This is a genomic window from Pseudomonas frederiksbergensis, assembly GCF_017114915.1.
Taxonomy (GTDB): domain Bacteria; phylum Pseudomonadota; class Gammaproteobacteria; order Pseudomonadales; family Pseudomonadaceae; genus Aquipseudomonas; species Aquipseudomonas frederiksbergensis_I.
In genome coordinates, this window is sequence record NZ_JAAUOE010000001.1 from 147,267 (window position 1) to 161,132 (window position 13,866).

The window sequence follows — 13,866 nt, forward strand, 5'->3', positions numbered from 1 at the left end:
CTGTCATTCCTTTAAATGCACCTTATGCGGCCGGTTGCAGGCCGAACATGGCCAATTGCTGGGCGCTGCCCTTGTGCTGGATCAGGCGTGGATCGTCCAGCGGGAAGCTGCGGCCCAGTTCACGTTCCAGAATAGTCTGTAACTTGTGGGTATCGACCTTGCCGTCGGCGCCGATGGCTTCCTTGAGTTTTTCCGGCGCCACCTGGACGGTCTCGCCCGGTGCGTAGTAAATCGCGCCGGTGGCGAAGTCCACCGCAAAGGCGATCAGGCCCGGGATGATGTAGAACAGAAGGCCCACGGCATCTAGCGCGACAATGACCGGGTCGATCTTGCCGTCGATCTGGCCACGACGATCCGGATAGAAAATCGTACCGCAGGCCGTCATCTGGGTGAGCAATGTCGCGACCAGTACACCGCCGATCAAGCGAAAGGGAGCACGCATATTAAATCTCCTGAGTCATCTGGAAACGAAGGGGCGTCTGTATGAATTAGGACCGTGATAAACGCCGGGCAGTTCGCCGTTATACTCGCGCCTCTGTTTGGGAGCCAGCATGATTTCTTTGCCGATTGATGAAGTTTTACCCGCCCTGCGTGAAGCCCTCGCTACACGCCACGAAGCCGTGCTCGAAGCACCGCCCGGTGCCGGTAAAACCACCCGGGTGCCGTTGGCCTTGCTCGATGAGCCGTGGCTGGCCGGGCAGACCATCCTGATGCTCGAACCGCGCCGGTTGGCGGCGCGGGCGGCGGCGGAGCGGTTAGCCAGTGAGCTGGGTGAGAAGGTCGGCGAAACCGTGGGCTATCGCATTCGTCTCGACAGCAAGGTCGGCCCCAATACCCGCATCGAAGTGGTCACCGAAGGCATCCTCACCCGACGTTTGCAGGATGACCCGGCGCTCGAAGGCGTCGGCTTGCTGATCTTCGACGAGTTCCACGAACGCAGCCTCGACGCTGACCTGGCGTTGGCCCTGAGCCTGAATGGCCGGGAGCTGTTTCGTGACGATCAACCGCTGAAAATCCTTTTGATGTCGGCCACCCTGGAAGGTGAACGCCTGGCCGGGTTGCTGGATGACGCGCCGATCCTGCGCAGCGAAGGTCGCATGTACCCGGTAGCGATGCGCTGGGGCCGGCCGTTTCAGCCCGGTGAGTTCATCGAGCCAAAGGTGGTGCAGACCATCCTCGACGCGCTGAACGATGAAACCGGCAGCCTGCTGGTGTTCCTGCCGGGGCAGGCGGAGATTCGTCGGGTGCATCAACAATTGGCCGATGCGCTGGGCGAGGGCACGCCGGTGTTGCTGTGCCCATTGCACGGCGAACTGGACCTGGCGGCGCAGCGGGCGGCGATTGATCCGGCACCCGCGGGCAAGCGCAAAGTGGTGCTGGCCACCAACATCGCCGAAACCAGCCTGACCATCAACGGCGTGCGGGTGGTGATCGATGCCGGGCTGGCGCGGGTGCCGCGTTTCGACCCCGGCAGCGGCATGACTCGCCTGGACACTCAACGCATTTCCAAAGCCAGTGCCACGCAGCGTGCGGGCCGGGCCGGGCGTTTGGAGCCCGGCGTGTGTTATCGCTTGTGGTCGCAGGATCAGCACGAGCAACTGGCGGCTTACGCCAGCGCGGAAATTCTCTCGGCGGACCTTGCCGGGCTGGCCTTGCAACTCGGTCGTTGGGGCGTGACGCCGGGGCAGTTGGTCTGGCTCGATGTGCCTCCGGCGGCGGCTTATGCACAGGCCCAGGATCTGCTTGAACGTTTGGGCGCGCTGGAGGGCGAAGCGTTGACCCGTCACGGTCAGGCCATGGCCGAACTGCCGGCCCATCCACGGATCGCCCATTTGCTGTTGCGTGGTCAGGCGCTCGGCTTGGCCGACATGGCCTGCGATGTCGCGGCATTGCTCGGTGAGCGGGATATCTTGCGTGGCGCCGGTGCTGACTTGCACAGCCGGCTGGTGCTGCTGTCCGGCGAAGAACGGGCCGCTCGCGGTGCTCAGGGCGGCGTTCAGCGTGCCCGTCAACTGGCGCGCCAGTACCGCGGCTATTTGCGGGGCAAAGCGTCGGAGCCGGTCAGCGATCCCGAACATCCGCGCTGGCTCGGCGCGTTGCTGGCGTTGGCTTATCCCGATCGCGTCGCCCAACAGCGGCGGGCCGGTGGCGCTGAATATCGACTGGCGAATGGTCGTGCAGCGCTGTTCGCCGAGGCGGACAGCCTGATGAAACAACCCTGGCTGGTGATCGCCGATCTGGGCAGTCGTCAGGGCCAGCGTGAGGAGCGGATTTATCTGGCGACGGATTTCGATCCGGCGTTGTTCGATTCAGTGCTGGCCGAACAGGTGCGTTGCATCGATCAACTGGATTGGGATGAGCGTGAAGGCGTGTTGCGGGCCGAGCGTCAGCGCAAGGTCGGCGAGTTGATCCTCAGCCGCGAACCGTTGACCGGGCTCGACGAGAACGCTCGCAGTCAGGCGCTGGTGAACCTGGTGCGGCGCAAAGGCCTCGAGCTGTTGCCGTGGACCCCGGAGCTGCGTCAGTGGCAGGCGCGGGTGGCGTTGTTGCGTCAGTTGGATCTCGCGGGTAAAGGCGAGAGCGAATGGCCGGATGTCAGCGACGCCGCCCTGCTCAAAAGTCTCGAACACTGGTTGATGCCGTATCTGGGCAAAGTCTCGCGCCTCAGTCACTTCGCCAATCTGGACCTGTCGAGCATCGTGCACAACCTGCTGCCGTGGCCATTGCCGCAACGGCTCGAAGAGCTGGCGCCGCATCATCTGAGCGTGCCGTCGGGCTCTTCGATTCGTCTGGACTACAGTGAACAGCCACCGATTCTCGCGGTGCGGTTGCAAGAGTTGTTCGGCCTGGCCGAAACCCCGCGCATTGCCGGTGGCCGGCAAGTGGTGAAACTGCACCTATTGTCCCCGGCGCGGCGACCGGTGCAGGTGACGCAGGATCTGGCGAACTTCTGGCGTAGCACCTATGCCGAGGTGAAGAAGGATTTGAAGGGCCGTTATCCGAAACACTACTGGCCGGACGATCCGCTGGTGGCCGAGGCGACGGCGCGGGCGAAGCCCCGGGGAACCTAGGCAAAGGGCTACGCTTTACCCGCTCGTATACCTTGAAACTCCCTTCCCGAAGCTGTCGAGTGAAATGCAGGGCGACTTTTCAAGCGCCCACTGCTTCGACGGGAGTATGCCCTCGGGCAAAGCGGGTCGCCGATGTCTGCAACAACAGAGCGACGGTCAATGTGACGAGCAGGAATGGAAGCAGCCAGGCGTTCTCAATCATTGCCAATTGCAGGCTGAGTATCAACAGCAGCACCGGCGTGGCCAAGGCATTCGCCCGGCTGACATACGAGCCCACAGCGGCCTCGCTGTAGCGGCAGGCGATGGCGACACGGATATGCACCCGCGCACCGCCGAAAGCCATACCGAGAATCAACAGGCTCAGTGCTTTCAGTATCAGAGTGTCTGGCATCAGCAACCACATTGACGTGGAAATCACCGCCAGCGCGATCAGGGCTGACAGATAAGCCAACAGGTTACGACCGGTATTGGCAATGATGACCAGCACCCCGATCAGCGCCATACCCATGCCGAACACCGCATCGAGCACACCCAGTTCAAACAGCGCCCAGCCGTGGCTCGACACATAGACGGGCAGCATAAAGTTGAACGCCCCGAGGATTGGCCAGATAAGTACCATCGGCACAAACAGCGTCAGCGGAAGCCTGGCTGGAGCCGCTACTTCGCCAGCCTCCTGCACTGCCTCCGGTAGACTGTCACGCGTGTAGCAAATGGCTGCGACCAACAAGAAGCCGGCGCACAGCAAAATGGAGAACCCAATACCGGTCAGAATCGGCATCAATCCCGCCGCCAGCAAAGGGCCGATCATCAGGGCTGCCTGGCTGGTGGCAGTGGTTGCCCCGCTGATCCGGCGCACCTTGGTTTCATCCATGCCACGTTGAATCTGGGTGAACCACATATCCAGGCTGGCTTCGAGCGACATGATCATCAGCCAGACAAACAGATTGGTGATCAGCAGGCCGACGGTGAAGTCTCTGGACACTCCCGATACCAGGCTGAGGCCGGTCAGGCACAGCAGAAACCAGCTGCTCATCTGGCGGCCGTTCATTCGGCTCGACAGGCGCTTGATCATCACGGGTGTGACGAAGGCCGGTATGAACGAGCAGAAAATTGCCAGCGCCAACGGCAGGTAACCGCCTTCGTTCTGATTGAGTATGGTCCACGTCAACGAGACCAGCAGCGCGCCGGAAAACAGCCGATAAACCGTCGAGCAGACCAGGAACATGGCCAGCTCTTTTGAAGTGTTTTTCGTGACGATTGATTGTTCAGTCATGTAAACGATCCTTGCCCTTGAGTACGCGGCGATTCTTCAATGAATGGCTGACGCCAGCGACTGCACCCGCGTTGTGCAAGTGCATCGGGCTGACGTCGATCCGGGCTGGGTGTCAGACCAGAGTGCGCATCACCTTGAGGGTCTTTTCGATGTCTTCCGGCGTGTTGGTGATCCCGGCCGAGAACCGTACCGTCGAATGGCGGTAGGGCGTGGCACTGGCAATGATCTTCTGCGCCTTGAGCCCGGCCACCACATCTTTGGGAGCCCGGCCTTCTACATCACAGCAGACGATTCCGGCAGAGAACTGCGCAGAACGGGGCGTATGCAGGCGCACATTGGGCAGCTTCGACAAGCCTTCCTTCAGCTGTCCATTGAGCTCGGCGACGCGATCAGCGATGCGCTTGCGGCCGATTTTCCTGACGAACTCGAACGCCTCGATCACGCCCCACTGGTTTTCGAACGCCAGGAAGCCTCCGGGACTGACCCAGGCAGCCTGTGTATCGCCCTGCGGGTCGCGCTGTTGGCGCCAGGCATTGGCGGGCTCGGCTGCCATGATGGTGGGAATGGTCGGCGTGATCTGTGCCCACTGACCTTCACGGGCCCAGACCAGCCCCGTACCGTGCGGGCCAAGGATCCACTTGTGCGTCCCTGCGCTGAAAAAGTCGCAGCCCAGGCTGGCGACCTGGGCCTCGGAACAGCCGAAGCCGTGCACACCGTCGATCACATAGATGATTCTGTCGGCCTCGGAGCGATCCTGATTGACCCGCGCAACCAGTGCACCGATCTCCCGCACGGGTAATCGCACGCCGGTACCCGAGTGCACCCAGGTCATTGCCAGGATCCGGGTCGAGGGTTTGATGGCGGCTTCAATGCGGCCGACGATAGTGTCGACGCTGACGTCCTCGGGGCCGTCGTAAAGATCAATCCGTCGCACACTCCCGCCCCATTTGACGACCGCCAGACGCATGGCCTCGTCGTGGGTGTACCACTCGTGGTTAGTCGTCAGGATTTCCTGATGGGGTTGCAGTTTGAGACCGTTGTAGACCATCGCCAGGCCCTGCGTGGTGCTGGTCGTCAGTGCGATGTCTTCGGGCCGTCCGCCGGTATAGTCTGCCGCGGCTGCGCAGACCTTGCGCCAGACCATGTCCTCGGGCCTGGCGAACATATTGTCTTCGAGGTAGGTGTAGGGGTTTTCATCGAATGCCTGCCGATGGCGGGCCATTGCGTCGCGCACGGGCCTGGGGTTGGAGGCCAGGAAGAAGTTGGAAATGTGCACGAACTCCGGCGACAGCTTGAACTGCGCCCGCACGGATGCCCAATCGTTGGGATCCAGCGCTATTACCAAGTCATCCTGAACAGGTTCGTTGCCCACCTGTGCTCCCGCCACGCCTGCGATCATGCTGCCTCCAATCAGGGTCGCTCCAACAGCGGCACCCACGAATTCACGTCTTCCCAGACTCATGCCAACTCCCTGTCGACTCATACTGAAGTGCGCGCAGGACGCGCAAACATAGCATTGAAAATACGCTGCCCATAGAGGCCGACGGCCAGGCCGAGGACGATCAGAACCACCGCCAGCACTTTGCTCGGCGGCACACTTTCGTGGAAGATGAAAACCGAGCCGAGCATGCCGAAGATCGGCACCAGCAACGACAGTGGCGCTACCGTCGATACCGGATAGGTCTTGAGCAGCGAGTTCCAGATCCAGTAGGCGAACAGCGTGTTGGGGTAGACCTGAAACAGAATCGACAGCACGGCGGTCGTGTCGACCTGATTGACAAACGTGGTATAGCCGGCGCTGCCGTTGACCACGTAGTCGAGGGCGAACAGCGGAATCGGCGCGAAGGCGCTGGACCAGACCAGAAAACCGAAGACATCCTTGGTGCTGGCCTTCTTGTTGATGATATTGGCGACGCTCCATGAGGCCGCGCCAACCAGCACCAGAAGCACGCCTGGCAGACTGACCGAGCCATCGCTGATCATGATGATGCACAAGAGCCCGGCGAGTGCGATCAGCATGCCAAGCACCTGAAAGCGGGTCAGTGCTTCCTTGAACACCCACCCGCCCAGCAGGATGGTGAAGAACGCGCTGAATTGCAGTACCAGCGAGGCGATGCCTGCCGAGAGTCCGGCCTTGATGCCCAGGTTTACCACGCCCCACAGACCGATGCCGAACACCAGTCCGTAACCGATGATGTAGCGCCAGGGCACATTGGGCTTGCGGATGAAGAAGATCGCCGGTAACGCACAGAGACTGAAGCGGATGCCCGCCAGGATGAACGGGTCTACGGTTGCCAGCCCCAGTTTGATCACTGAGAAATTGACACCCCAGATTGCCGTGATCAGTACAGCCAACACTACGTGCAATGGTTTCATTGATGAGTCGCCTTGATAAGGGTGGGCAGTGTCATGCTACGGACGTCAGGTTTTCGGTGAGGCTCACTCGGGAAAACAGCGCTTGCATCCAGGCCTGGGTCTGTTGCGGGTCTGCTGTCTTGACGATGCCTGCCAGCGGTGCCTCGAAGGCCGAATAAGTCACGTGCCCTGGCAGGAGCGCGCCCGGTTGCAGTTCGTTCCACTGCACGACGAATGGGCTTGCACGCAGTTCGTCCGCGCCGTCCAGGCCTTGATAGATCCGCTCGCGGTGGGTGTGCCCGGGGAATACAAACCAGCCGAAGCCCAGGTTTGGCGGCTGCCCGGTCAGGTGCGCGATATCCAGTTCGCCCTCAATGTGGATGCGCAACTCCAGCGACGGCATGTGGATGCCGGTGGCTAACTCGTAGGTTGCCACCACATCGGCGCCACCCACCCGGTTACCTACCTCGAGGAACACCGGTTCGTCACCCTCCATGATTGCTTCCAGATGGAACGCGCCGTTGCGGATCTGCACCGCTTCCAGTGCGGCGCCGACCCATGCCTGCATCTGCGCGGTGGTCTCCAGGTGCCAGGAGCCCAGAGGGCGGCCGCGCTCCATGTAGTCCAGGCAGGTTCCTACGTATTGGCTGGAAAGCATGGTGATGATCCGGCCATTCAGTACCAGGCCGTCGAAATGGCGGATGGGGCCACTGATGTATTCTTCGACCTGAAAATCTTCGATGCACAAGGACAGATCGCTGATCTTGCGACTGATCTCATCAAAGGTGCGAGACGGCTGCTGGTGAATGCTGACATCCATGCTCGATGCACCACTGTGTGGCTTGAGCACTGTTGCCCCGTGCCACGGCACGTGCCCTTCAAGTGCCAGATAACGCTCAAGCGACATGAAGCGCGGTACTCGCAGCTGGCGGGCCTGGACAGCCGCCTTCATGTCCAGCTTGTTGCGCGCCAGGGTCACGGCCTCCAGCGAAGCACCTTCGATATTCAGCGCTTCGCGCAGGCGCGCCGCGTCGAGCAATTCGTATTCGGACATCGAGATGACCCGATCAAAGCGTTGTGGGAACTGTGCCAGCCACTCCAGTGCTTCATCGTAGGCGCTGGCCAACCCCGGCCGAACTACGCTTTTGCAGCGCAGTTCTGGCGGCAGCGTATCGATCGCGGATTGTTTTCCCAGGTAGGTGACATCGTGCTGTTCATGGTCGATGCCACGGTGATACTCGATACGCGGGTAGGGGACCCGGTGAAGAATGAGAATTTTCATGCCAATGGCCTCGAAGCGTAAAAGATAGGGGTCAGGACGCGACCTTGAACTGGCGCTCGGATGCCAGGTTCCGGTCCAGAACCTTGAGCCATTGCTCGCGCAACACCGTCACCAGATCGCGGACGTCTACGCTCTCGTCATGCAGCGCAACGCACGCGTGGGCCACGAAGTCGCTATTGTCTCGGGGGATTGCATGGATCAGCCGTGATTCGCCAGCGATCCACGCGCACTCGAGGAGGGCGATATCTTCTTTCGCCAGCTCCAGAGCCTGCGCTGCCAGGGCCAGCGTCTCGTGGACCAGTGCCTGTAGATCGCCCAGTTCGGCCACATCCAGCGTCACGTCTCGGGGTACTCCGAACATCACCGTAGCGGCGCTGCAGGTAGCGGGTGGCAGCTCATCCGGCACAAGCCCGGAAAATACCGAGTCAACCCAGGCCGCATACAGGTCAAGCCCGTGAACGGCATGCGCCAGCGTCCAGATCTTCATGCCGCCGGGACGACGGTTCGGCTCGATCACGGCGGTGTTGTAGCCGTCATCGCTGAGCTTGATCTCGTTGTGGAATGGCCCCTTACGCTGGCCGACCAGTCGATTGACCTGCTCGCCAGCCACTCGAACGGCAAGCCGCTCTTGCTCGGTGAGGCGGGCAGGCAGGATCTGCGCCACTTCTACGGGATAGCGCCCGGTAGCGCTGACTTTCTCGGTGACGAACCACAGATTCCCCAGTCCGTCATAGGAGTACTCGCGGGTGAACGTGATGAACGCTTCTGCCAGCACGCCCTTGTCCAGATAAGGCGCCACTTCCGAAAAGGCCTGCTCACAGTCCCCCCCCGGCGCTACCATCACCACGCCACGGTTGTTGCCTTCGCAAGCGGGTTTGATCACGAAACCGCGCTCCTGGCGGACTGCAAAATTGCGTACATCGTTCACGCAGTCGATCCGCCCGAAGTCCGGCAGCATGACCCCCAGCTGGTTCAGTAGAGGGCGGATGCGATTTTCGGCGATGCGGTACGCCAGCTTGTCAAACGCTCCCAGCGCGAGTTGGGCATCGTCCACCGGCAGCCCGAGCCGTTCGAGCAGCGCTGCACCACTGGCCACCGCGTTGTCGGAAAAAACCATCCCGGCAGTGATCCTGGCCGCGTCATCGCCCAACTGACTCAGCGCATGACGGATGAAGTCGGTATCCAGAGGATCGGCATCGATCACCCTGTCGCTGATGTCCTTGTCATGGTCCTGGGGGTTGGCCCTGACCAGCCAGGTCTGCGCGCCCCAATGCTTGCGCGCATAGTCGCGCATGTGCAGGACATCGCCGATCCGGCTCAGGTTGTAGTCCACTATTAGCAATACAGGCGCACGCAGCGGCATGTTCGTCATCCTCAATGCATGGGGTTGGTCATGGACAGCAGTGATGTTCCAGGCGATTGCTCACCGAATGTTCAATCGCTTTCGGCCTGGTACTGGATATCCAGCGCTGTGGCGGAAATGCTGACCAGGCGCTCAAGCTCCGATGCCTGCCCGGCGCGGTCGAACGTCCACAACAATTGACCAAGGAACACTTCACGGGCGTGTGCGGGAATCACATCGCCTTCTTTCAAAAGGATGTGTTTGACGACCGGGGCCAGCGGCAACTCGTTCAGCGTCACTGAACGCAGCGTTCCCGGCCTGGCGAAATAGACCCGAAAGAATGTCGCCAGCGACTGTGCGCTCGTGCCATCCGCACGCCAGCCGTACTGAGCCAGACGCTGCACGAAATCTTCGCGTTGCCGGGCATCGTCCTGGCTGGCCAGCAGCAGGTCCAGCCACAGTGAAAGCATGCTGTGACCGTGGGTAACGGCCTCGACACTGTGCGAGATCAAGCTGCCGCCGACTCGCGGGTTGATTTCGATCAGGTCCCAGTGCTGCCCGGTGAAGCGCGCTTCGACGTGATAGCAGCCCCACTTGAGCTCCATGCAACCCAGTACATCGTCGAGCCAGTGCAGACCTGCAGCGATCTGGGCCTGGTCGAGGCTTACCGGGGGCGTGGTGCAACTGTCTTCGAGCACCGTGTCAGCGGTCTCGGTCACTTCGTATTTTTCATGGATGGCCACGACATGAACCTGACCATCCACCAGCAGAGTCTCGAAACTGAATTCGTGGCCGGGGATGTAATTCTCCGCCATGAACTCCAGTCCATCGTTGAACGCCGAGGCATACACCGTGTCCTCGCCTGAGGCCAGACGCAGCGCCTCGAGTGCGTCCCAGGTGGTGTCTTCGCGCATGGGAAATGCTGCGTAGGAAGCGATCCCATGAATCGGCTTGATGAAATAGCGCTGATCCTGCGCCTTCAGCAATTGCAGCACAGGTGCAGTCAGGGCATGGGCGCTGGCCTGCGACAAACCCGCTTCGGCCAGTCGATTGCGCACGTTGAGCTTGTTACGCAGTGCCAGTGCCTGCCGGGCGTCAATGTCATAAGTACCCAGCGAAGCGTTGGCCGATGCCATCAGGTGGCGATAGCCTTCCCACACGCTGATGCAGCACGTGACCTGCTCACCCGACTTGCGCAGGGTCTGCAGTGCATTGTGTATATCCTCCAGCTTCAGCTGGTGGGAGTCGGTGGTGTAAAGCCGGTCCGCCCAGGCCTGAATCTGCTCCAGCCGAGCCGGCACATGTTCTGGGAGCGGCAATGAGGACAGCACGAAACACCGGAGCTGCCGTCGGTGGAGCTCCTCCTTCAGGTCCTCCAGGAAAGAAAAGCCGCAGTGGCTCAGGATCAAAACACCGGGTCGGTTCGAATTCATTGCCTGCTCCATGGCTTAAGCTGCCTTGTCTTCTTGCGGCTTGGCCAGGGTGTCGATGTACAGCTCGCTGAAGTACATCGCGAGGATCTTCTGATGCTCGGCCAGGTAGCGTTTCAGCGCCGCGATGTCCTGCTCGCCTTTGATCAGGAAGCGCAGTGCCGCCCAGACTTCACCCGGGTGGTCATCGTTGATGTCGGTATGCGAGTGGGAAATCTGGCCGACAATCTTGGTCTCGCCGACCGAAGCCTTGAGCGCTTCGAGTTTGCGCGGCTCGAGCTTCACGTTCACGTACTCGACCAGGTAGGAATAAGCGACCACGCCAAGCGGTCCCTCATGGTCCAGCAGGTACGAAAAGAAGCCGGCCAGCAGCTTGGTGGACAGGTAGGGTTCGGTGGCGAGAAATTCCTCGCGGCTGACGCCGATACGCTCAAGATCCTGAATGAACAGGTCATCGTGGAGCATCTCTTCCTGTTCGTAGTGGGCCCAGATCTGCGCAGCCTCCGGGCTGACCTTGGCCACGTCGACCAGCGCCTTTGCTTCGGCAACCCGCAGCAGTCGGATGCGCCATGCTGTTTCGATCAGATGGCGCTTGTAATACAGACTGTTCACGTCCTTGCCTTCCAGGTGAGCGGCCTCCGGTACGGTTTCGTACCACTGCTCTACCTGACGGTCGATTATCTGGTCGATTTCCCCGCGCAGATTCACCGAAGCGGCGGCGTTGAGAAAAGGAGTGCGATCACCATAGCCAACATTCTTTACACGGTTAAGCATAATCAAGCCTCTTTTTAGTTTAATTGAAACGCTTTAATTAATGATCGGACTTCAATAGCAACAGCAACTATCAGCCAATGATATCAATGGCTACTTCACCTCTTATCCGGCATTGACAGGCCAGCCGGTATTCTTCACCGCTGTAACCCAGTACCTCGATAAAAGCCTCTTCGTCGTCATCCCGAGGATTCAAAGCCTCGAGACCCGATGTAACCCTGATCAGGCAGGCCCCGCACGCCCCTACGCGGCACCCCAGAGGAATCACGTTCTTGCCTTCGGCCTCGTACTCTATATCCGTGAAAGGGGCATTGACCGGTAGCTGAAATTCAAGTTGATGCGAGGCAATAGTTAATGTGTGCAGTGCCATACATACCTCATGTTTATATTCAAGTTTGTGTGGCGGGCACACAGTTTCACGCCAGAGTTCGCAAACAATGGAAGGGAGTTTTAAAGGGTCAAGAAGTTATCGGGCCGTCAGCTCCAGATACAACCAGTACAACAGGGCTATCCCACTGATGGCGGCACCCAACAGGCAAACGCTCACCCAGCCAAAGTGCGCATAAGTGTAAGTGGCAGCTATTGCGCCCAAACCGCTACCCACGGAGTAAAAACACATATAGGCGCCCACCAGACGGCTTTGCGCATCGGGCCGCGCGGCGAAGATCAGGCTCTGATTGGTCACATGCACCGCTTGCACGGCAAAGTCCAGCAGGACGACGCCCGCCACCATCGCCAGCAATGAGCTTTCAACATACGCGGTTGGCAGCCAGGACAGGGTCAATAGCGCCAGAGCAATGCCTGTCGTGCGATTGCCGAGCCCTTGGTCGGCCAGTCGTCCGGCCCGTGCGGCGGCCAGCGCGCCCGCCACGCCGGCCAGGCCGAACAGGCCGATCTGGGTATGTGACAGCGACAGTGGGGGCGCGCTTAGCGGTAGGACCATTGCGGTCCACAACACACTGAACGCAGCGAATATGAGCAGGGCAAAGGTGCCTCTGACGCGCAGCATGCGTTCTGTCAGATACAACTGGAAGACCGAACGCAGTAACTGCCAGTAGCTGCCTTTGGCTGGCGGCGTTATCGACGCCGGCATGGTTCGGTATAGCACCAACGCCATGCCAACCATCAAGGCTGCCGACACGAAGTAGACACCTCGCCATCCGGCGAGGTCGGCCACCGCGCCAGAGACGAAGCGGGCGAGCAGAATGCCCAGCACCACGCCACTGGTCACCGTTCCTATGGCTTGGCCGCGCTGGTCCGGGCTCGCCAGTGTGGCCGCGTAGGCGACCACCACTTGAACCACGACCGCCATCAGACCGACCAGCACCATCGCGCCGAGCAGCATGCCCCAACCTTGGGCCAGTCCTACTGCGCACAAGGCCACTGCCGACATCAGCATTTGAGTCAGGATGAGTTTCTTGCGGTTCAGCAGATCGCCCAGAGGGACGATGAAAAGCAGCCCCACCGCATATCCGGCCTGAGTAGCCGTGACCACCACTCCGATAGTGCTGGGCGGAACCGACAGGCTGTCTGCCATGGACTCCAGCAGTGGTTGTGCGAAATAGACATTGGCCACGGCCATGGCGCAGGTGATTGCGAAGAGAAGTGTCTGGTAACGGGTGAGGGGGGTGGCTGCACGCCCCTGAGGGGATAGGGTGGTGATTCCGCCAGCTGATTTTTCGGCCTCGACATCCATTTTCAAAGGCTTTTGAGGGTTCAGCGTCATCACTCCATCCTTGGAATTATGTGGTTTCGAAAGAAAACCGATGCGTTGATTATGATCAAATCAAGTTTTAATATACAACTAGTTTTACAAAATGTTTTTGTCTGACGTTAGAACTTTTTCTTAAACAATCTGTTCCCGAAAGGGTGGAGAGTCATGGCCAGACAAAAGCTACTGGCACAGAGCGAATGCCCTGTGGCCCGGACGCTTGAAGCTATCGGAGATCGTTGGGTGTTGATGATTATCCGCGATGCTTTCGATGACGTTCGCCGCTTCAGTGAATTCCAGAAGCGTCTTGGTCTTGCCAGAAACATCCTTACGGTAAAACTCAAAATGTTGGTCGAGTTGGGTGTATTCGAAGTCCAGCCGGCATCCGACGGCAGTGCCTACAAGGAATATGTTCTGACCGAGATGGGGCGCTCCGTGTTTCCCATAGTGGTCAGCATGCGCCAGTGGGGAGAACGCTTCCTCTTCAGCAAGGGCGAGAGTCATTCGATACTGCTGGACAACGACCTGTCGGAGCCGGTCGAGACCATCACGGTCCGTTCCGGAGCGGGCAAGGTATTGACCCCGGCAGATTGTCACCGGCGCGTGGTCAAGCGCGATGCCTGATGGTGTA

The 13,866-nt window shown here is 60.1% G+C and carries 12 protein-coding genes; 2 read left to right on the forward strand and 10 right to left on the reverse strand.

The annotated features are described in order from the left end of the window. Positions 1-22: 22 nt before the first annotated feature. Positions 23-442 (reverse strand): polyribonucleotide nucleotidyltransferase, encoded by a 420-nt coding sequence (locus HCU66_RS00760; protein ID WP_205886566.1) that lies wholly within the window; start codon positions 440-442, stop codon positions 23-25. 109 nt (positions 443-551) lie between these two features. Between HCU66_RS00760 and hrpB the strand changes: the two genes are divergently transcribed. After that, positions 552-3,071, forward strand: coding sequence for an ATP-dependent helicase HrpB (gene hrpB, locus HCU66_RS00765; RefSeq protein ID WP_205886567.1), 2,520 nt, complete (start codon positions 552-554; stop codon positions 3,069-3,071). Positions 3,072-3,150: 79 nt separating this feature from the next. Here the strand turns inward: hrpB and HCU66_RS00770 are convergent, their stop codons facing one another. From HCU66_RS00770 to HCU66_RS00810, 9 genes are all read right to left on the reverse strand, one after another. Next, a complete protein-coding gene (locus HCU66_RS00770; RefSeq protein ID WP_205886568.1) occupies positions 3,151-4,344 on the reverse strand; it encodes an MFS transporter in 1,194 nt (397 codons plus the stop codon). 112 nt (positions 4,345-4,456) lie between these two features. Next, positions 4,457-5,806 (reverse strand): aminotransferase class V-fold PLP-dependent enzyme, encoded by a 1,350-nt coding sequence (locus HCU66_RS00775; protein ID WP_241015313.1) that lies wholly within the window; start codon positions 5,804-5,806, stop codon positions 4,457-4,459. Positions 5,807-5,823: 17 nt separating this feature from the next. Next, positions 5,824-6,720: an EamA family transporter gene (locus HCU66_RS00780; protein ID WP_205886569.1), complete on the reverse strand. Its 897-nt coding sequence runs from the start codon at positions 6,718-6,720 to the stop codon at positions 5,824-5,826. A gap of 31 nt (positions 6,721-6,751) precedes the next feature. Further along, entirely contained in the window at positions 6,752-7,981 is a 1,230-nt protein-coding gene (locus tag HCU66_RS00785; protein WP_205886570.1) for an ATP-grasp domain-containing protein, read from the reverse strand. A gap of 31 nt (positions 7,982-8,012) precedes the next feature. After that, positions 8,013-9,344 (reverse strand): ATP-grasp domain-containing protein, encoded by a 1,332-nt coding sequence (locus tag HCU66_RS00790; RefSeq protein WP_205886571.1) that lies wholly within the window; start codon positions 9,342-9,344, stop codon positions 8,013-8,015. A gap of 71 nt (positions 9,345-9,415) precedes the next feature. Further along, entirely contained in the window at positions 9,416-10,756 is a 1,341-nt protein-coding gene (locus HCU66_RS00795; protein WP_205886572.1) for an ATP-grasp domain-containing protein, read from the reverse strand. Between the two features lie 15 nt (positions 10,757-10,771). Then, positions 10,772-11,527, reverse strand: a complete 756-nt coding sequence (locus HCU66_RS00800; RefSeq protein WP_205886573.1) for a hypothetical protein — start codon at positions 11,525-11,527, stop codon at positions 10,772-10,774. A 70-nt stretch (positions 11,528-11,597) separates the two neighbouring features. Next, entirely contained in the window at positions 11,598-11,894 is a 297-nt protein-coding gene (locus HCU66_RS00805; protein ID WP_205886574.1) for a 2Fe-2S iron-sulfur cluster-binding protein, read from the reverse strand. A gap of 96 nt (positions 11,895-11,990) precedes the next feature. Continuing rightward, positions 11,991-13,250 (reverse strand): MFS transporter, encoded by a 1,260-nt coding sequence (locus HCU66_RS00810; protein WP_205886575.1) that lies wholly within the window; start codon positions 13,248-13,250, stop codon positions 11,991-11,993. 153 nt (positions 13,251-13,403) lie between these two features. Here HCU66_RS00810 and HCU66_RS00815 point away from each other — a divergent pair, with 153 nt between their 5' ends. Continuing rightward, positions 13,404-13,859 (forward strand): winged helix-turn-helix transcriptional regulator, encoded by a 456-nt coding sequence (locus HCU66_RS00815; RefSeq protein WP_205886576.1) that lies wholly within the window; start codon positions 13,404-13,406, stop codon positions 13,857-13,859. Positions 13,860-13,866: the final 7 nt, after the last annotated feature.

Coding starts and splice junctions, on each gene's coding strand:
- HCU66_RS00815 (WP_205886576.1), top strand. CDS start 13,404: ATGGCCAGACAAAAGCTACTGGCACAGAGCGAATGCCCTGTGGCCCGG.
- hrpB (WP_205886567.1), top strand. CDS start 552: ATGATTTCTTTGCCGATTGATGAAGTTTTACCCGCCCTGCGTGAAGCC.
- HCU66_RS00775 (WP_241015313.1), bottom strand. CDS start 5,806: ATGAGTCTGGGAAGACGTGAATTCGTGGGTGCCGCTGTTGGAGCGACC.
- HCU66_RS00780 (WP_205886569.1), bottom strand. CDS start 6,720: ATGAAACCATTGCACGTAGTGTTGGCTGTACTGATCACGGCAATCTGG.
- HCU66_RS00805 (WP_205886574.1), bottom strand. CDS start 11,894: ATGGCACTGCACACATTAACTATTGCCTCGCATCAACTTGAATTTCAG.
- HCU66_RS00760 (WP_205886566.1), bottom strand. CDS start 442: ATGCGTGCTCCCTTTCGCTTGATCGGCGGTGTACTGGTCGCGACATTG.
- HCU66_RS00800 (WP_205886573.1), bottom strand. CDS start 11,527: ATGCTTAACCGTGTAAAGAATGTTGGCTATGGTGATCGCACTCCTTTT.
- HCU66_RS00795 (WP_205886572.1), bottom strand. CDS start 10,756: ATGAATTCGAACCGACCCGGTGTTTTGATCCTGAGCCACTGCGGCTTT.
- HCU66_RS00785 (WP_205886570.1), bottom strand. CDS start 7,981: ATGAAAATTCTCATTCTTCACCGGGTCCCCTACCCGCGTATCGAGTAT.
- HCU66_RS00810 (WP_205886575.1), bottom strand. CDS start 13,250: ATGACGCTGAACCCTCAAAAGCCTTTGAAAATGGATGTCGAGGCCGAA.
- HCU66_RS00770 (WP_205886568.1), bottom strand. CDS start 4,344: ATGACTGAACAATCAATCGTCACGAAAAACACTTCAAAAGAGCTGGCC.
- HCU66_RS00790 (WP_205886571.1), bottom strand. CDS start 9,344: ATGCCGCTGCGTGCGCCTGTATTGCTAATAGTGGACTACAACCTGAGC.